The 18,473-nt window shown below is 39.1% G+C and carries 20 protein-coding genes; 9 read left to right on the forward strand and 11 right to left on the reverse strand.

What is annotated here, in order from left to right; translation table 11 throughout:
- Positions 1-19 precede the first annotated feature (19 nt).
- The 5 genes from PHEP_RS14860 to PHEP_RS14880 all read right to left on the reverse strand — a co-directional run bounded on the left by PHEP_RS14860 (position 20) and on the right by PHEP_RS14880 (position 5,387).
- On the reverse strand, positions 20-436 hold the full coding sequence (locus PHEP_RS14860; RefSeq protein ID WP_015808804.1) for a DUF6691 family protein: 417 nt from the start codon (positions 434-436) through the stop codon (positions 20-22).
- A gap of 1 nt (position 437) precedes the next feature.
- A complete protein-coding gene (locus tag PHEP_RS14865; RefSeq protein ID WP_015808805.1) occupies positions 438-1,001 on the reverse strand; it encodes a YeeE/YedE family protein in 564 nt (187 codons plus the stop codon).
- A gap of 8 nt (positions 1,002-1,009) precedes the next feature.
- A complete protein-coding gene (locus PHEP_RS14870) occupies positions 1,010-1,312 on the reverse strand; it encodes an RNA recognition motif domain-containing protein (RefSeq protein WP_015808806.1) in 303 nt (100 codons plus the stop codon).
- Positions 1,313-1,675: 363 nt separating this feature from the next.
- On the reverse strand, positions 1,676-2,812 hold the full coding sequence (locus PHEP_RS14875) for a hypothetical protein (RefSeq protein WP_015808807.1): 1,137 nt from the start codon (positions 2,810-2,812) through the stop codon (positions 1,676-1,678).
- 10 nt (positions 2,813-2,822) lie between these two features.
- A complete protein-coding gene (locus tag PHEP_RS14880; protein ID WP_015808808.1) occupies positions 2,823-5,387 on the reverse strand; it encodes a TonB-dependent receptor in 2,565 nt (854 codons plus the stop codon).
- Positions 5,388-5,714: 327 nt separating this feature from the next.
- On the opposite strand from PHEP_RS14880, the gene lpdA reads away from it, so the two are divergent.
- From lpdA to PHEP_RS14905, 5 genes are all read left to right on the forward strand, one after another.
- The gene (lpdA, locus tag PHEP_RS14885; protein ID WP_015808809.1) at positions 5,715-7,103 is read left to right on the forward strand and encodes a dihydrolipoyl dehydrogenase; all 1,389 of its coding nucleotides are present in this window, start codon (positions 5,715-5,717) and stop codon (positions 7,101-7,103) included.
- 88 nt (positions 7,104-7,191) lie between these two features.
- Positions 7,192-8,034 (forward strand): MBL fold metallo-hydrolase, encoded by an 843-nt coding sequence (locus PHEP_RS14890; protein WP_015808810.1) that lies wholly within the window; start codon positions 7,192-7,194, stop codon positions 8,032-8,034.
- A gap of 128 nt (positions 8,035-8,162) precedes the next feature.
- A complete protein-coding gene (locus tag PHEP_RS14895) occupies positions 8,163-8,492 on the forward strand; it encodes a YegP family protein (protein WP_015808811.1) in 330 nt (109 codons plus the stop codon).
- A 353-nt stretch (positions 8,493-8,845) separates the two neighbouring features.
- Positions 8,846-9,706 carry a sigma-70 family RNA polymerase sigma factor gene (locus PHEP_RS14900; RefSeq protein WP_008242129.1) on the forward strand — a complete coding sequence of 287 codons (861 nt, stop codon included), beginning with the start codon at positions 8,846-8,848 and terminating at the stop codon, positions 9,704-9,706.
- 108 nt (positions 9,707-9,814) lie between these two features.
- On the forward strand, positions 9,815-11,263 hold the full coding sequence (locus PHEP_RS14905) for a glyceraldehyde-3-phosphate dehydrogenase (RefSeq protein ID WP_015808812.1): 1,449 nt from the start codon (positions 9,815-9,817) through the stop codon (positions 11,261-11,263).
- A gap of 67 nt (positions 11,264-11,330) precedes the next feature.
- Here PHEP_RS14905 and PHEP_RS14910 read toward each other — a convergent pair whose 3' ends face one another.
- The gene (locus tag PHEP_RS14910; RefSeq protein WP_015808813.1) at positions 11,331-12,314 is read right to left on the reverse strand and encodes a potassium channel beta subunit family protein; all 984 of its coding nucleotides are present in this window, start codon (positions 12,312-12,314) and stop codon (positions 11,331-11,333) included.
- A gap of 145 nt (positions 12,315-12,459) precedes the next feature.
- Between PHEP_RS14910 and PHEP_RS14915 the strand changes: the two genes are divergently transcribed.
- Positions 12,460-13,398, forward strand: coding sequence for a M20/M25/M40 family metallo-hydrolase (locus PHEP_RS14915; protein WP_036674687.1), 939 nt, complete (start codon positions 12,460-12,462; stop codon positions 13,396-13,398).
- Positions 13,399-13,400: 2 nt separating this feature from the next.
- Here the strand turns inward: PHEP_RS14915 and PHEP_RS14920 are convergent, their stop codons facing one another.
- The 5 genes from PHEP_RS14920 to PHEP_RS14940 all read right to left on the reverse strand — a co-directional run bounded on the left by PHEP_RS14920 (position 13,401) and on the right by PHEP_RS14940 (position 17,082).
- The gene (locus PHEP_RS14920; protein WP_015808815.1) at positions 13,401-13,667 is read right to left on the reverse strand and encodes a hypothetical protein; all 267 of its coding nucleotides are present in this window, start codon (positions 13,665-13,667) and stop codon (positions 13,401-13,403) included.
- Between the two features lie 156 nt (positions 13,668-13,823).
- Positions 13,824-15,449 carry a S41 family peptidase gene (locus PHEP_RS21710; protein WP_049772268.1) on the reverse strand — a complete coding sequence of 542 codons (1,626 nt, stop codon included), beginning with the start codon at positions 15,447-15,449 and terminating at the stop codon, positions 13,824-13,826.
- Between the two features lie 42 nt (positions 15,450-15,491).
- Complete coding sequence (locus PHEP_RS14930) at positions 15,492-16,100, reverse strand: HAD hydrolase-like protein (RefSeq protein ID WP_015808817.1); 609 nt, start codon at positions 16,098-16,100, stop codon at positions 15,492-15,494.
- Between the two features lie 2 nt (positions 16,101-16,102).
- Entirely contained in the window at positions 16,103-16,429 is a 327-nt protein-coding gene (locus PHEP_RS14935; protein WP_015808818.1) for an ATP-grasp domain-containing protein, read from the reverse strand.
- The gene (locus PHEP_RS14940; RefSeq protein WP_015808819.1) at positions 16,429-17,082 is read right to left on the reverse strand and encodes an ABC transporter ATP-binding protein; all 654 of its coding nucleotides are present in this window, start codon (positions 17,080-17,082) and stop codon (positions 16,429-16,431) included. The genes PHEP_RS14935 and PHEP_RS14940 overlap by 1 nt, the downstream gene beginning before the upstream one ends.
- Positions 17,083-17,194: 112 nt before the next feature.
- On the opposite strand from PHEP_RS14940, the gene PHEP_RS14945 reads away from it, so the two are divergent.
- The 3 genes from PHEP_RS14945 to PHEP_RS14955 are packed head-to-tail and all read left to right on the forward strand — an operon-like array spanning position 17,195 to position 18,472.
- A complete protein-coding gene (locus PHEP_RS14945; protein ID WP_015808820.1) occupies positions 17,195-17,824 on the forward strand; it encodes a hypothetical protein in 630 nt (209 codons plus the stop codon).
- Positions 17,824-18,120, forward strand: coding sequence for a winged helix-turn-helix domain-containing protein (locus PHEP_RS14950; RefSeq protein WP_015808821.1), 297 nt, complete (start codon positions 17,824-17,826; stop codon positions 18,118-18,120). Before PHEP_RS14945 ends, PHEP_RS14950 begins: the two co-directional genes overlap by 1 nt.
- A gap of 49 nt (positions 18,121-18,169) precedes the next feature.
- The gene (locus PHEP_RS14955) at positions 18,170-18,472 is read left to right on the forward strand and encodes a hypothetical protein (RefSeq protein ID WP_015808822.1); all 303 of its coding nucleotides are present in this window, start codon (positions 18,170-18,172) and stop codon (positions 18,470-18,472) included.
- The last annotated feature ends 1 nt before the right edge of the window (position 18,473 follow it).

An 18,473-nucleotide genomic window follows, 5' to 3' on the forward strand; every position in this document is an offset into this window, starting at 1 on the left:
TTTACCTGACCATTAAACACTAATGTGGTAGTTTATTTTTAATGACACCGTAAAGATACGTACCTGCCAGTGCACCTATAATTACCACAATCATAGCCAGGTAACCATAGCCCAGGTTAACAAACATTGGGCCCGGACAGGCGCCGGTTAAGGCCCAGCCCAATCCAAAAATGACACCACCAATGATATAACGAAGGTAAGGTGCTTGTTTATCCTTAAAAACAAGGGGTAAGCCTTCGGTATCTTTAAGTTTAAACCGCTTGATGAGCCATACGCTTATTGTACCAAGAACTACCGCAGTACCTATAATTCCATACATATGGAAGGACTGAAACCTGAACATTTCCTGAATACGGTACCAGGATACGGCTTCAGACTTACTCATCACAATACCGAAAAGTATTCCTGCTAAAATAAATTTTACGGATTTCATCATTTTAAAATATGAAGGGCATAATCAACCATGTCATCACTAAGCCGCCAATAAAAAATCCCACTACAGCAAGCAAGGATGGCAATTGAAGATTTGAAAGACCAGAAATGGCATGTCCCGATGTACAACCACCTGCATACCTCGATCCAAAGCCAACCAGTCCGCCACCTATAACCAGCAGAAAAAGCACCTTTGGATTACCCATTGCCTGTAAAGAGAACAATTCATCAGGATTTATCCCCCCGTTAAAACCAATTCCCAGGGCATTAAGATCTGTTACAGTTGCTGCAGATAAATCAAGCCCGGCAGGACTGCTGAGCAATGTTGAAGAAATCCATCCGCCTATGATGGCGCCTATCAGAAAAAGCAGGTTCCAGCGCTGGGCCTTCCAGTCAAAATTAAAAAAACCAGTTCTTTTACCCGCACCTGCCATGCTGCAAATGGTGCGGAGATTGGAAGAAAAACCAAACGATTTGCCCCAAAAAATTAACATCAGCATAATGGCTACGATCATTATACCGGAAAAATACCAGGACCAGGGCTGTTTAATTAGTTCTATCATATCCATATTCCAGATCAGATTCTTGGTCTTTTCTTTTGATAAGTATGATTGGTTTTTATTTTAGGCGGAGGGGCAACTTCCTCCGAAATTTTAATATTCAATACCTGACCCTGATATTCTTCTCCATTTAACAAAGCAACTGCTTTCTCGGCTTCAGCCTGACTGGTCATTTCTAAAAAAGCATATCCTTTACACCGTTTAGTTATTTTATCGCGTACAACTTTAATGGTGTTTACCTGGGCGCGAAGACTTATAAACATAACCAGATCCAATTCAGAAACGTCCGGCCTAAGCCCCCCAACAAAGATTTTAACCATAATATGAAATAATATTTCCCGTGTAAAAATAGAAAATATATTGATATTGAGTGCATCGCCCCCTCAAACCACTCAAACAATTTTATCCCTTCCAGTTTCATATAGCTGTAATGGAGAGGAGAAATTGAGGTTTACATGTCTACTCCATATCAAGTACATGCTTTTACGCAAAAAGGTGGATTTGATATGGATATCACAGTGATAAATAATGTTCCAGACACTAAAGATAGATGGATAAATCTGATAGAAAATGGCGGGTGCAGATATAAAAGGTGCAGATATAAAAAAAGGCGGGGCGTTCAAAAAATATGAACACCCGCCTTTTTATTGAAATACTAATTTTCTGCCGGCACAAAGCCGATATTATGGGGTTACCGGCTCTTCAAAACCATTGGCAGTTTTAATAAATGTTACAGTCACATAAGCATAAGTTCCAGAGTACGCATAATAAGTTATTTTATACGGGAGCTCAGGGTTAGCTGTTGCATTTGGGAACCTAAGGTTCAAAGTGTATTTCAAAGCCTCTTTAATTTCAGCTGTTGTCCACTGTGTACCATTGGTAGCACTGATATTAAAGCTTTTGAAATTGGCTACATTTCCTCTGTTGGTAGCTGTTCCAAAAGTATAATTAACACCAGTAAGATTAAGGTTCAGGTAATCTGCTGCAATCATAGTATAGTAAATTGTTGGATCAGGGATCCATTTACCTTTTTGTTTAAGAAAACTAAGTGTAGTAGTTGCCGTCCAGTTAGCACCATCATAAGTTAACAGATAGATCTTTTGATGCATAATTGTTGCCGACTGCATATACTTATAAGTAATATACTTTACATCCCCTGCTTTTGGAGATATTACCAATGGATCTGCTTTTAAAAAGTTGTTGAAATAAACAGGAAGACTGGAAACATCGGCCGAAGTAAAACCATTATTAATGCCCCTGCCCAAAGCAGTATATTGAGCTGGAGAGATCAGGTATATTTTTTGCCATCCGCTTGATTGCAGTAAAAAAGCTTCTGTAACTGTGACCCCCGCAGAAGGTGTAGCATTTGACTGAAAAAACTGATAGGTAAGCAAGACCAGTTTATTTAAAGGCGTAGTAGCCTGTGGATATTTCCACTCCAAAAATGCAGCGGCCTGGGCAACGCTGTAAGTTTTAAAGGTACCATTACCTACAGCTGCAGCAGCATCTGTATAATCATTGGTTGTAACAGTGTACTGAATGTTTGCATACACACTATCTACCGGTTTTACAGTATTCGATTTAAAACCATAGGTTACATTTGCTTTAGTGCCATCAGGCATCTGCGGATAGTCTTTATTTAACTGCTCAACAATACCAGCATTTGCCAAAGCTGTAGTTTCATAAGTTTTAGCTGCATTTATAACAATAGTTCTATCTACAGTAGTAGGTTTAATATCGTTATAAGTGTCTTTTAAGGGGTCGCAAGAGGCAAATGCTATAGTAACAAGCGCCAATAAATATAATAAATTCTTTTTCATGATGTTAGCTCTAGAAATTAATTTTTAATCCCGTAGTAAAGGTTCTTCCTGTTCCAAAATATACAGTCGAATTGCTGGCGTTGCTGATACCTGTTGATGGATCGAAATTTGCATATCCATCAGAAATATATTCTACATTAAACAGGTTGTTCACATTTCCGAAAAGCGATGCTTTAAAATTTCCAAGTTTAAACCGGAATACAGCATTGACATCTACCAGCGAATAATTAGGTACTTCCCATGGCGTTAATCCCTGTTTGGTTAAGGTTGTAGGATCAAATTCGGCGTTAAAATTTGCATAATAATTATAATCCACTCCTATTTTAAACTCTTCTGTCAGGTTATAGTTCACACCAATGGCAGCAGTGGTTTGCGGAGAATCACCCACTTTCAGACCCGACATATAGACTGGGCCAATCGGTGAACCTACCGGTTGTTGGTTTTCGTCATACACCTGTACTGCAGCGAGGTTATTTTTCCATTTCCAGTTACCCAAAGATACCATACCATTAATACTCAGGTCTTTCACTGGTTTTGCGACAAAATCCAGTTCTATCCCCTGATGTAAGGCATCAACACCAACAAGGTTGGCAAAGTATCTTGCACCACCCTGGCCTGTAATTGATCTGGTAAATGAACGGTCGTTCCACCGGGTACGGTACAAGTTTAAATTAGCAGTTAACCACTGACTTCTAAATCCATATCCGAGTTCATAACTCGTAATCTTTTCATTTACTGCATCTTTATTGGGTACGTTTTGATTACCTATAAATATGGCATTGAAAAAAGGCGCTTTCTCAAAATGACCTAAATTCGCAAAAATATTGTGTTGCTCACTGATGTTATAATTGGCACCACCTTTGGCCTGATAGCCCAGGAAATTTTGCCAGCTACTTTCGCGCAAAGGATCAGTATTGAGATAGCGGAAATAATCAATACGTTTATAAGAAGTATTTGATCCGGCCAGGGAAATGAATGTCGAAAGCGGACCATCGCTATATTCACCTTGCACAAATACACCTTCCCATCTTACCAGTCCATCATTATAAAACCCAATCTTATCACCTGTTTTAGCCATATTTACCGGATTATTTAAATTTGACGCATCTAACACATACTCAGCACCAAGTAAGTTCCTTACCGAATTGTAGTGTATACCTTTGTAAGACCTTAAATCAATTCCACCCAGCACATTGAACTTATCTCCGATTTTTCTGTTGTAGGTACTTAACATACCATACCATTTGTGGTCATTTCGGTTTGATTGGAGATAGGCTACCGCTTTTCCGTCAGTAGTTGCTGCATTCAGGGCAGCTATCTTGTCTAAATCAAGAGGAGAATATTTTCCGGCTTTTCTGTATTGAACATCATCAAAGTTAACACCGCCACTTAAATTACTATCAAACTCATTACCTCCGGTACCTATAGAGTAATATATGGCAGTAGACAGAGACGATTTATCGTCAATTGTCCAATAGTGGTTTAAAGAGAATTGTGGTTTATGAAAAAAGTTTCCGCTAATAGTTTTGTCTTTGCCATTATATACGCCCCAGTTTGGATTGAATTTGATACCTTGTGGTGCATCTCTGTAAGTTTCTATGGTTAAACGGTCAAAACGTTGCGCATGATATTGAGGTGCGCCGAACCCAGTTAAAGATAAAGTATGGTGCGCATTGATAATCTTGGAAACATTAAAGAAGTAAGTATAAGCTTTATAGTATAGCCCTTCAGCCCATCCGTCTCCACCTTGCTTTGAACCCAAAACGGTAAATGCCCAGTTTTTATCTGTTAAACCTGTTGAATAAGAAAATGTAGTTTTATTGAAATCATTGTTGCCAAATCCCTGATAAATAAAGCCCCCTTTAGCCATATCGGTTGATTTGGTAATGATATTTACTGTACCACCAATAGAAGGAACTGCTACTTTTGAAGCTCCAAGCCCTCTTTGTACCTGTGTACTACGCATTACTTCGCCTAAGCCCGACCAGTTAGACCAAAAAACCCTTCCACTTTCAGGATCGTTTACGGGTACCCCATTTACCATCACTGCTACGTTGGCACTTTGAAAACCACGTAAATTCATCCTGGAGTCGCCAAAACCACCGCCTGATCTGGTTGCATACACACCTGGGGTTGATTTTAAGATTTCGGGGAATTCCTGATTACTGAGTTTTTCTTCCAATCTTGTTGCATCTACAGTAGAAACTGCCACGGGTGTTTTCCTGTCAATGGCTACGTTATTGGCTATAATCATAACCTCATCCATCGTGTTTGAACTGGATACCAAGGTAATAGACCCAAGATCTGTTGTGCCGGCAGGGACCACTACTTCTTTACGGTTATAACCGATATAAGAAATAACCAGTACATTGGCTCCGTCCTGTTTTTTTATCGAGAAACTTCCATCTGAAGAGGTCGAGGTTGATAAACCAGCACCTTTTAAACTTACCACTGCACCGGGTAAGGTTTCCTTTGTTAAGGAATCGATCACCTTACCTTTAATTGTTTGCTGAGCTAATGCCCCTAAAGCCAAAAATTGTACCAGTAGTGTGAAAACGAGTAAAGTTTTTTTCATACTTTTTTAGTTAGTTAATAATGTTCTTTAAATGATATTTCAAAAATATCGACGCAAAGTTAAATATTTATTATGCCAGCATTCCTTTTTCAATGTTAAATAATTATTAATAATTCAGGTATTTTTCAACATTTAACAATTGGATTAAATATTATAACCAACAGCTTATCAGTTATTTATATTTATTCTACATAACATATCATTAGGGAAATTGTTATATATATACTTATCATGGAAATCACACATTCCTAAAGGGCATAACAGATTTAATGAACATTTTTTTATAATTTTGGCCTGTACTAAAGTTAAATTCCTTTTATTAAAGATATGAACTACGATTTAATTGTAATAGGCAGCGGTCCGGGTGGATACGTAGCTGCGATCAGAGCTTCTCAGTTAGGTTTGAAAACTGCGGTAGTTGAGCGCGAATCTTTAGGTGGAATATGCCTGAACTGGGGCTGTATACCAACCAAAGCATTGTTAAAAAGCGCTCAGGTATTTGAATACATCAATCATGCTGCAGAGTATGGAATTAAAACTGCTGAAGCCGAAGCAGACTTTGCTGCTGTGATTAAACGCAGTCGGGGTGTTGCAGATGGCATGAGTAAGGGTGTTCAGTTCCTGATGAAAAAGAACAAGATTGATGTGATCATGGGCACTGGCAAAGTTAAGCCAGGCAACAAGGTAGAAGTTAAAGCTGCTGACGGATCACAAAAAGAATATACAGCAACAAGTATTATACTGGCTACCGGTGGAAGATCAAGAGAATTGCCGAACCTGAAACAGGATGGCAAAAAAGTGATTGGATACCGACAGGCAATGGTATTGCCTGAGCAGCCAAAATCGATGGTTGTGGTGGGGTCTGGTGCTATTGGTGTAGAATTTGCTTATTTTTATGCTACTTTAGGCACTAAGGTTACTGTTGTAGAATTTATGGACAATGTAGTACCTGTTGAAGATGAGGATGTATCTAAACAGTTGCTGCGCAGCTTCAAAAAAGCAGGAATTGAAGTGATGACCTCTTCAAGCGTTGAATCTGTAGACACCAGTGGTAGCGGCTGCAAGGTTCAGGTTAAAACTGCTTCAGGTATGCAAACTTTAGAATGCGATATCGTCCTTTCTGCAGCAGGTGTGGTAGCAAACATTGAAAATATTGGCCTGGAAGAAACAGGCATAAAAACCGAAAAAGGTAAGGTAGTTGTAGATGAGTTTTACAATACTTCTGTAAAAGGTGTTTATGCAATTGGTGATATTGTTGGCGGACAGGCGCTGGCACACGTTGCTTCGGCAGAAGGCATTATCTGTGTAGAAAAAATTGCTGGTCATAAACCAGAGCCTTTGGATTATAACAACATCCCTGGATGTACTTATTGCAGTCCTGAGATTGCTTCTGTAGGTTATACGGAAAAAGCAGCTAAAGCGGCAGGATATGAATTGAAGATCGGTAAATTCCCATTCTCTGCTTCTGGTAAAGCCAGTGCTGCAGGTGCCAAGGATGGTTTTGTAAAACTAATCTTTGATGCAAAATATGGCGAATTATTAGGCGCACACATGATTGGCGCCAATGTAACTGAAATGATTGCCGAGATTGTGGTTGCGCGTAAGCTCGAAACAACAGGCCACGAAATGATTAAATCGGTACATCCACATCCAACCATGAGCGAAGCAATTATGGAAGCTGCAGCTGATGCGTATGGAGAGGTAATTCATTTGTAACGGATAAATTTGTTTTAAATGATATAGAGAGGGCGGTTTGTATAACCGCCTCTTTTTTTATCTTTACATACTAACCAAATTCATATAAATGAACTTACATACCATAAATACAGGCTTTTTTAAACTGGATGGCGGTGCCATGTTTGGTGTTGTCCCTAAATCTATCTGGCAAAAAAGCAATCCGGCGGATGCAAATAATATGTGCACCTGGGCCATGCGCTGTTTATTGATTGAGGATGGCGACAGGCTGATCCTGATAGACAATGGCATTGGCGATAAGCAGGACGAGAAGTTTTTAGGTTATTACTACCTGCATGGCGATGATACCCTGGACAAATCTCTGGCTGCAAAAGGTTTTAGCAGGGATGACATTACGGATGTATTTTTAACACACCTGCATTTTGACCATTGCGGAGGTTCAATTATCAGGCAGGGGGATGGCAGGCTTCGCCCTGCTTTTAAGAATGCTTTTTACTGGAGCAACGCCAAACATTGGGCCTGGGCAGTAAACCCTAACGAGCGGGAAAAGGCTTCTTTCCTGAAAGAAAATATTTTGCCGATGCAGGATAGCGGACAACTGAGGTTTATAGAAGATAAAGACGGTATAGCTTTCCATGAAGGCATAAATATCCGCTTTGCCTATGGCCATACCGATGCCATGATGCTACCACAAATACAATATAAGCAGAAGACTATTGTTTATATGGCTGACCTGCTACCCTCTGTAGGGCACATTCCCCTCCCCTATGTGATGGCTTACGACATGTTTCCTCTAAAAACCTTAAATGAGAAAAAAGCCTTTTTACAGGAAGCTATGGATAAACAATACATATTGTACCTGGAACACGATCCGGTTAATGAATGCTGTACCTTGCAGCAGACTGAAAGAGGCATCAGGCTGGACCAGACTTTCGATCTGGCCAGCATTTAAAAGAAGATTTGCCTAGTTGTTAAGTGGTTAAACAAAAAATAATTCCAGATCTTTTCTGTTTAAGGTTTGTTTTTTATAAATTGAAATTATAAAGTCAACCTAATTAAAAAACAATAAACAAAAAGATTATGGGTAAGTTCGAAATTACTACCAGAAAAAACGGAGAGTTCCAATTCAATTTAAAGGCGGGAAACGGACAGGTTATTTTAAGCAGTGAAGGTTATACCACTAAAAGTGCCTGCAATAATGGAATAGAGTCTGTCAGAAAAAATTCACAGGACGACAATAAATTTGATAGAAAGACCTCTTCAAACGGGAAACCTTATTTTAACCTGAAGGCTTCCAACGGACAGGTTATTGGCAATAGCGAAATGTATGAAAGTGATACGAGCAGAGAGAACGGAATAGAGTCTGTAAAGAAAAATGCAGCAAATGCGGAAGTTTCAGATCTGAGTTAAAAACTCAAACATATAAAATCATTCTGTTGGTATTGCTTCTGCACACCAGGCAGAATTGATTTTATATGATTTTTATGTCAGAAATTTATATACCTACGTAATATTTCAGATAATACTTAATCGGGATAATATCAGCCAACACCCCCAAACAAGTGATTAATAATAAATTAACGATAATTATCAGTATAAACAGGGAATACTGACAAAAGTATTTTGGAATAATTATTGCTGCTATAATGTAATGCAAATAACGGCTGCAAAGTGTAACATTTTCAGGAATTTATGTTTCAAATTTGCCTTTAAATCCTTACTTTTGCACGTTCAAAATACATAACGAGTACCAAAACATATAGATGAGACAACTCAAAATCACGCAATCAATTACCAACCGCGAAAGTCAATCATTAGACAAATACCTTCACGAGATTGGTAAAGTGGATTTAATCACGGCAGAAGAAGAAGTAATACTGGCACGGAAGATACGGGAAGGGGATCAGGCTGCATTAGAACGTTTAACAAAAACCAATTTACGCTTTGTAGTTTCCGTAGCAAAACAATATCAGAACCAAGGTTTAACCCTTGGAGATTTGATTAACGAAGGCAATCTGGGCTTGATTAAGGCAGCGAAACGTTTTGACGAAACTAAAGGTTTTAAATTTATCTCTTATGCGGTTTGGTGGATTCGTCAATCAATTTTACAGGCTATTGCTGAGCAAAGCCGGATTGTGCGTTTACCTTTGAACCAGGTTGGCTCATTAAGCAAAATCAGTAAGGCATTCTCAAAATTAGAGCAGGAGTATGAGCGTGAGCCCTCTCCTGAAGAATTGGCAGACATTTTAGAAACTACAGTTGATAAAATTTCAGATACCCTAAGTAATTCTGGCCGTCATGTATCTATGGATGCCCCTTTTGTTCAGGGCGAGGAAAATACTTTGCTTGATGTATTGGAAAATCATGAACCTAATACAGATAGCAGCCTGATCAATGAATCTCTTTCAGAGGAAATAAAACGTTCCCTGTCTACATTAACAGAACGTGAACGTGAAATCATTGTACTGTTCTTTGGTCTAAGTACCAATCATCCACTTTCATTAGAAGAGATTGGCGAAAAATTTAATTTAACACGCGAGCGTGTCCGCCAGATCAAAGATAAAGCTTTACAACGTCTGCGCCATACTTCAAGAAGTAAAATCCTGAAGTCATATTTAGGATAAGTTCTTCCACCTGCTTCATTAACCAGGCAATAAAATTATAAAGTAAAAAGATTGGGTACTCGCTCAATCTTTTTTACTTTTGTGCCATTCTAACCAAAATTTCCTGACATGTTAAAGAAGTACCAATCTGAGTTTCAAAACTGGATTGAAAAAGAAAAGAAAGCTATTGAGTTGATCAATATTGTGGGTCAACTATGGTTCGACAGATCTGTTGAGCTGGTATTGTTCCGTAAGCCTTTATTTGATGTAGGTAGCAGTGAGATCCTTGCACATCATCAATATGCCAAAGAAGTAAGTGGAAAAGACATTAGCATTTATGAAACTTTAGAGCTGGCAACAACCATTGCGAAATGTAACCTTGCCCCTTCAAGGGTGGATGTAGGTAGGCTGGCTTCAGAATGGTTAGCAGACAATAATAACTATGCTTCAATCCATGATTTCATAGTCACAAAACTTAGCAAACACATCGGAAAAGACAAAATTAGCCTGAAACCAAAAGACGTTGTATTATTCGGTTTTGGCCGTATAGGCAGGATTGCGGCCAGGGAACTTATCCTGCAGGCGGGCAAAGGGGAACAGCTTCGCTTAAGGGCAATAGTAACCAGAAGTTATAGTGATGAAGAACTGATCAAGAGAGCCGAACTTTTACGTACAGATTCCATTCACGGCCCTTTTAATGGCACTATTATAGAAGATTTTGAAAACAAAGCATTAATTGCAAACGGGCAAACCATTCATTTTATTGAAGCTTCCAGCCCCGAATCAGTAGATTATACAACTTACGACATCAAGGACGCACTCCTGATAGACAATACCGGTATTTACCGCGACCGTGCTGGTCTTAGTAAGCACCTTAAGGCCAAAGGTATCAGTAAGGTATTGTTAACCGCACCAGCCAAAGGTGATATTCCTAATGTTGTAGCCGGCATAAACGATATAGAGGTCGATTTCAAAGCTGAAAACATTTTATCCAATGCTTCATGCACCACAAATGCAATAGTTCCTGTCCTGAAGATAGTTGATGATGCCTTTGGTATCGAAAAGGGTCATATAGAAACCGTACACTCCTATACCAATGATCAAAACCTGCTTGATAATTACCATAAAAAATACCGTCGCGGCCGCTCTGCAGCCTTAAACCTTGTCATAACTGAAACCGGGGCAGATAAAGCTGTAGCGAAGGTAATCCCCCATTTGGGTGGTAAGCTAACAGGTAATGCCGTACGCGTACCTACGCCCAATGTTTCATTGGCTATATTAAATTTATCTTTAAATAAGGTAACGTCTAAAGAAGAAGTTAGTGAAATTTTAAGACAGGCATCCTTATTTGGTGATCTTTCAGAACAGATCGAATATTCCATTTCAAACGAATTGGTAAGCACTGACCTGATTGGCAACAGTCATGCTTCAATTATTGATGGTCCTGCAACTATCATAGCTAAAGACAATAAATCAATTGTATTATACGCATGGTATGACAATGAATATGGTTATACCAGACAGGTAATCCGCCTGGCTAAAAAGATGGCGGGTGTAATCAGGCTAACTTATTATTAAAAGCAAATGGCTATAAAAAAGCTTGTTCAGTACAAACTGAACAAGCTTTTTATTTTAATGTGTAAGCTTAAAACTGAACCACTTTGGGTTTAGTCTGTACAAGATCTTCAATTTTATCCATCACTTCATCGGTTAACAAAGGCAATACCTCTAAGGCGGTTAAATTCTCTTTTAACTGTTCAGTTTTAGATGCACCCAGGATAACTGTACTTACGTTAGGATTTTTAAGACACCATGCCAGCGATAATTTTGCCAGGGGAACATTCAGTTTATCGGCCAGCGCCTGTAATTTTTCAGCTTTTTTCAACTTCTCTTCGTTCAGTACCGCATCTTTCAGCCATTCCATCCCCTTAAGTTCCAGGCGTGTATCTTTTGTTTTTTTAGAAGTATACTTGCCCGAAAGCAAGCCAGAAGCCAAAGGCGACCATATGGTAGTACCCAATCCATGTTCCTTAAACAACAGTAAATACTCATTTTCCAACTTGTTACGCTCCATCAGGTTGTACTGGGGCTGCTCCATGGTAGGTCCGATAAGATTGTATTGTTTAGCTACCCTTATGGCTTCCATGATCTCTACTGCGTTCCATTCAGACGTTCCCCAGTAAAGTATCTTTCCCTGTTGTAAAAGTCCATTCATGGCCCATACTGTCTCTTCTATGGGGGTATTTCTATCCGGACGGTGACAGAAGTAGAGATCCAGATAATCTACCTGCAACCTTTTTAAAGCACCATTACATGCTTCAATGACATGCTTTCTTGATAATCCAATGCGGTTAGGACCTTTATTTTCCGTACCAAAAAACACCTTGCTTGAAACCACAAAGGACTCCCGCTCCCATTTATGAGCTTTCAGTATTTTGCCCATTACTATTTCAGATTTGCCTGCGGCATAGCCTTCTGCATTGTCGAAAAAGTTAACACCAGCATCATAAGCCATTCCCATTAACTCATCTGCGGTTTTATCACTGATTTGTTGCCCGAAAGTAAGCCAGCTGCCTAATGACAATGCGCTTACCTGTAATCCTGATTTTCCTAAACGCCTGTATTCCATTTTAAAAATTTTATAATTAACACCAATTCCCAAATTGGAACGATTAATTTAAAACAGTACTTCTTCCTATAAGTTTTTACAAAAATAGGATTGTAGTTATATCAGCCAATATAATTACCTTTATGTGATGTATAAGCCCATTTATATGAATACTTACCTGCTGTTGTCATTGGCCTTGTTATTAAGCTGCAGCTCTGTAAAAAATACTGCAGGAAATGAAAGTGACAAGCAATTACTAAGCGATGTGGAAATCCTTTCTTCTGATGCTTATGAAGGCAGGAAGACCGACACTAAAGGAGCCGAAATGGCCAGAAATTACCTCAACAACCGCTTTAAGGCCATAGGCTTAAAAACATTTCCGCAACTGCAGGGTTATGAGCAGGGATTTTCCTTCAAGACCAGCAAAGGAGAGGTAAATGGCAAAAATATGATCGGTTTTATTGAAGGCAAAAATGATAAAGTGATCGTGATTTCGGCCCATTACGACCATATCGGCATCATCAGAAATGAAATCTATAATGGTGCAGACGACAATGCATCCGGGGTAGCCGCTTTACTCAAATTTGCTGCTTATTATAAACAACACCAACCCAATCATACTTTGATTTTTGCAGCTTTTGATGCAGAAGAAATGGGTTTACAGGGCGCAAGGGCATTTGTAGCCAATCCTCCGGTAGGCCTTGACAAGGTGATCATGAACATCAATATGGATATGATCAGTCATAATGATAAAGCTGAACTTTATGCCTGTGGCACATTTAAGTATCCGGCATTAAAAAACTACTTTTACATTACCAATCCTAACCTCAAGGTATTATTTGGTCATGACGACCCTAAACTGGGCAAGGACGACTGGACCAACCAAAGCGATCATTCTATTTTCAATGACAGGAACATTCCTTTTATCTATTTTGGTGTAGAAGACCATAAAGACTACCACAAGGCTACTGATGAATATCAGAACATCAATAAACGTTTTTTTATCGATGCCAGTAATGCCATTTTAGAGATCATCACCAACATTGATAAAGAACGTGATATCCAGCAGCTGTTCCATGAAAAGCAGCGCATGAAAAAACAATAAGACTAAAAATCTATTGCAATCAGGCTTGTCAATGGAAGATGTATACCGTTTTTAAGTTGAATGTATTTTTCTGTAACCGACCATACCGTTGTCGAAACCGTTTTTGGTCCTTCTTTGGTATTAAAGGTAATGTCGGCCTTTGATTTAAACTCATTACCCAGTCGCTGGGCTGAATTTAATTTATCTCTTAATTCTTCTGTATGATTTTGATCAGCCGGTACAATCTGGCTGATGTCTATTGCTTCTTTCGCGATTAATTCCCCTAACATAATATACTGGCTAAATACCGGTTAAACACTTGTTTAACCTAAAATTACAATACCAATAAACAAAAAAAGCGCCATACTTCAAAGGCATTTACACAATTGTGTCAATAAAATTTCTGATACATGACAAAGCCTTCTGATTCACAGTTTCTTAGTTTATCACCTTCCTTTATGGCGGTTTTCTATCATCCCTACAAAGCTTGCCCCGTCCCCTACCGGTGCATTGAAATTCTGATTGTCAAGAGCAATGGTTTTGCTACCTACACTCATGACGGCTTTAGAACCCACTGTATTACTACTTGTAATTGCCGCAGAATTTAACAGACCAATTGCCTTGGCCAGGTAAGCCTCTTTTTCATCACCCAACTGGTAAGTTGGGTTTTCAGACAAAGCAGCGTCCGGCACCATACCTGAAAAATATCCGCCCTGATCGGCCGAATTTTTAGTCTCAAACAAGGAATAAAAAACGTCATACCTGTTTTGAAGTCTGACAGGGAAAAAACCGATTGGCTTTCCATAAGTGGTTTGGCCCACCAGCTTCACGTTCATTTTAGGTTTTAAAGAATTGATCACCAGCTCGCTGGCTGATGCTGTATTGCGGGAAACCAGAAAAACAATATTGCTTACCCCTGTCAGGTTGCCAATTTTGCTAAATGAATATGTATTTCCGGCTACCGTATAATCTATATCATCAAAATAATTCATCATCCGGCCGTTTTTGTAACGAACCTTATCATTATCATCCAGTAATGGCTGATTTTTCATTATGGTTGCTTTCTGATCTCTCAGTGTTGCATTATAATATTCCTTATACATTACCCCAGTAGCTGTCGTAGGCGCGATCAGGTTAATCAAACGTTCGGCAGTACTGATATAACCGCCTCCATTATACCTTAAATCTACAACCAGATCGGTTACATTCTGGGCAGCAAAGCTGCTGAATACATTACCTAAAGCAGTAAAGGAATTGTTTTCATTTGAAAAACGGCCATAAGCCAGATAACCGATCTTTTTACTTCCCGAAGTAATTACTTTAGACACATATACCGGACTGCTGCTATACGATTTTTTAGTCAGGGTAAGGTTAAACGCTTCTCCCTGAACATCATTGGAAAATTTATACCCTTCTATTGTAACTGAACTTTTGGCAAACTCATCATAAATTGCATTGTATTCACCGTTATAATTTGTACCGAATGACCGTCCGTTAATTTTGGTGATTGCCCAACCTCTTTTTACACCTTTTGCTTCTGCATCCGAACCAGGATATACAACAGTAACAAAAATAGTATAGCTGTTATTGGTACCAAATGGAATCCACATTACCCCGGTATCGTTTCCATTGCCATCAAGGTCTACAGACAGCCTTGAATTGGGTACAGCCGATACGGCAGCAGGATTTCTGGTCGTAATGTCTTCAATATAGGAGTATTTTGGATCTGAGTTTCCTGCGATGTAATCTGCGGATCCGGAAGATTTTACGATATTAAACAAGTTGTTCTCATAGTTAATGAGGTCGGTACTTGCGGTGTTATACTGACGGGGCACATAATCATCATAAGATGGCAACGCAGTATTCCAGTAATAGATTTGCTGGGCATATAAAAACAAAGAATCATTGGTTAATTCTGTTCTGTTGGTAGTTGGCGTTTGCTTTACATTTGAGCCCGAAGCTGGCGGATCTGGTTCGGGTGTTACTTTAGATTTTTTACATGCCCCAAGGGCCATCATGATAAACAACATATAAAGGAAAACAGGTTTCCTTTGCCAAACGATGGATTTCATTTTCAATATTTTAAATAAATATACGAGTAAATATGAACGTAATTAAGAAATTAATAGTTCTTCAACCGGTAAATAACATATTTTAACATTTGATGCCGCTGTTTTGGAGAATTCGGATTTACCGATCAATACTACTGTTTCTTTATCTATCTGGTGTTTCTCCAGAATAAATTCAAGCCGATCGGGCTCTTCGTTCAACTCTTCTGTAAAATAAACGGTCAGGTATTTTTCCAGACCGTTCCATTCTATCTGTTTTATTTTATTAAGCTGCATCACCGGACTTCCCTGTACCAGTAAAAAGATTTGTTTCCGTTCTACTACTATTTCCTGTAGAAAGCGGAGGACTTCGTTATACACAAGCAGCTTAAGCGGCAAACGTACACTCATCAGCAACATGTCAAAATTAACCTGGTATTTATCAGGTATGTTAAACTTACCGGCTGTTTTAGCAAACAAATCTACTGCTCCTTCTTCCAGATAAGTGTCTTGCATAAATTTAAGTACGTCAACAGCACTCAGCTGCTCTCCATATTCCATAAACTGGGCAAACAGGTAATATACCTGCAACAGGTAATCCTTTTCGGGATAAATTACATCGTCCAGTTCAAAAATGAAGGTTTCTTTTTCTTTTAAGTATTTTTCCAATGCCATTATTACTTTTTTAAAGGAATGATCTGAGCTGTTTCAGGTAGCAGAACCCGGATGTTAAACTCTTCAAAAAGTACAGTTGACTTTGCAATTTCTGCAATCTCAAATGCATACAGTGGTAAAATAGCATCTGCAGCTTCATTAAGGCAATGGTTCAATAAATTATGGGCAATGATGTCATCGTTTCGTTCCCCCAGCGAAATAAACTGATATTTTGCAGTTGGGAACAAAGGCACATCTCCGTAGTCTGCCAGCACAATGGCATCATCTGCAAATGCAGTAAGCATTTTCAGCGCCTGGGCAGATACCCCCCCGGTAATCAAAATCTTCATTAATATATAATTAACCCATCCTTCATAGTTACCACCCTATCGCTGATCTTGGCCAGATCTTCGTTGTGCGTAACAATGACAAAGGTTTGTTTAAAATTATCCCTTAGCTTGATGAAAAATTCATGTAATGCATTGGCATTTGCCGAGTCCAGGTTACCTGATGGCTCATCCGCCAGAATAATTGCGGGATTATTGACCAATGCCCTGGCTACCGCAACCCGTTGCTGCTCGCCACCCGATAATTCATTTGGCTTATGATCAGCGCGATCTTTCAGCCCCAACAGATCCAGTAACTCCATAGCACGATGTTCAGCCTGTTTTTTAGCGGTTTTAGCAATAAAAGCAGGAATACATATGTTTTCTAATGCAGTAAATTCGGGCAACAGGTGATGAAACTGAAAAACAAAACCAATGTTACGGTTGCGGAAAACACTCAGCAATTCACCCGAAAGCTGATTAACCTTTGTTCCATTTAGTTCAACCGTTCCTTCATCGGGCTTATCCAAAGTACCTAAAATATGTAAAAGCGTACTCTTACCCGCTCCCGAAGCACCGATTATACTTACAATCTCTCCTTTTTCGACTTCAAAATCAACACCTTTTAATATAGGCAGATTTCCATAAGCTTTTTTTATACCTCTTGCTTTTAGCATAAGTGCAAACTTACAAAAAACCATAAACTAAAAATGTCCCAGCAAATTTTCTTAAGTATTATTTGGAAAATAAGAAATATGAACTAACTTTGAAAAACAAAGTACTTTTAAGATGAATAAACAGGAAGAACAACTCAATGCATTGAACGACATCAGGAATATCATGGACCGTTCATCAAGATTCATCTCTCTAAGTGGGTTATCCGGAGTTTTCGCAGGTTTTACCGCCCTGTTAGGCGCTTACCTTGCCCATATTGAAATAGCTGATTATGTAAATGGGAAATACACCTATGGACAATCTGACCTGAATCTGGAATTCAGCCTGATTAAAATAGGTCTTGCTGTGCTTATCGTTGCACTAGTGGGTGGCCTTCTGCTAACTTTAAGGCAAACTAAAAAGAAGAACCTCCCATTTTGGGACAGGACTACTAAAAACCTACTCATCAACCTGGCCATCCCGCTAATCTCAGGTGGTCTGTTCATTATAGCCCTGTTGCTTGTTCATCCCCGATCATATGGTCTGATTGCTCCCTCCTGCCTGGTGTTTTACGGACTGGCTCTGATCAATGCCAGCAAGTATACCTATTCTGACATTCGATTTTTAGGATTTTGCGAAGTGGTTCTTGGCTTAATAGCCATGTTCAATATTGGTTATGGGCTTTACTTCTGGGCTACAGGTTTTGGTTTCCTACACATCTTTTACGGGACGATCATGTATTTTAAATACGAAAGGGCCAAATAATGAAGAACCCCATAGAAGCCCTGAATAAGATATTCGACAGCCGGATAAGACTGGGCGTAATGTCCGTACTCGTAGTTAATGATAGTGTCAGTTTTAATGAACTGAAGCAATTGCTGGAACTGACAGATGGCAACCTGGCCTCCCATCTGAATACACTGGAGCAGGCACAATACCTGAAAGTTCAGAAATCTTTTATAGGAAAAAAAACAAATACAACCTATATGCTTACTGAATTGGGAAGACATGCCTTTAAAACGCATTTAGATGCTTTAGAAAAAATGATTAAGGGGATTTAATTTTTTTACACATATACTTTGAATTTCAAAGTACTTTTAAACCAATAAAATGGAAACAAATTCAGTTCAACAAATGACAGCCACGGGTAAAATCTGCGCCAAATATTCATTCGTCACTGGCTCAGGATTATTTTTATTTTTTTTCCTGACCAGGTTTGATCCGCTGCTTATCATTGGGACGTACTATCTGGTCCTCGCTCTCCTGATCAATTCAGTGATCTTTTTACTATTGGTTTTCACGGCACTCCTGCAGCCCAGTGCTTATCGTGAGCTATTGATCACTGCCATCATTATGCTACTCAACCTGCCTGCCGCCTATTTATATTTTTATTTAGTAATGCAAATTGCCTGAC

The sequence above is a fragment of the Pedobacter heparinus DSM 2366 genome (genome assembly GCF_000023825.1).
In the GTDB taxonomy this organism is placed as follows: domain Bacteria; phylum Bacteroidota; class Bacteroidia; order Sphingobacteriales; family Sphingobacteriaceae; genus Pedobacter; species Pedobacter heparinus.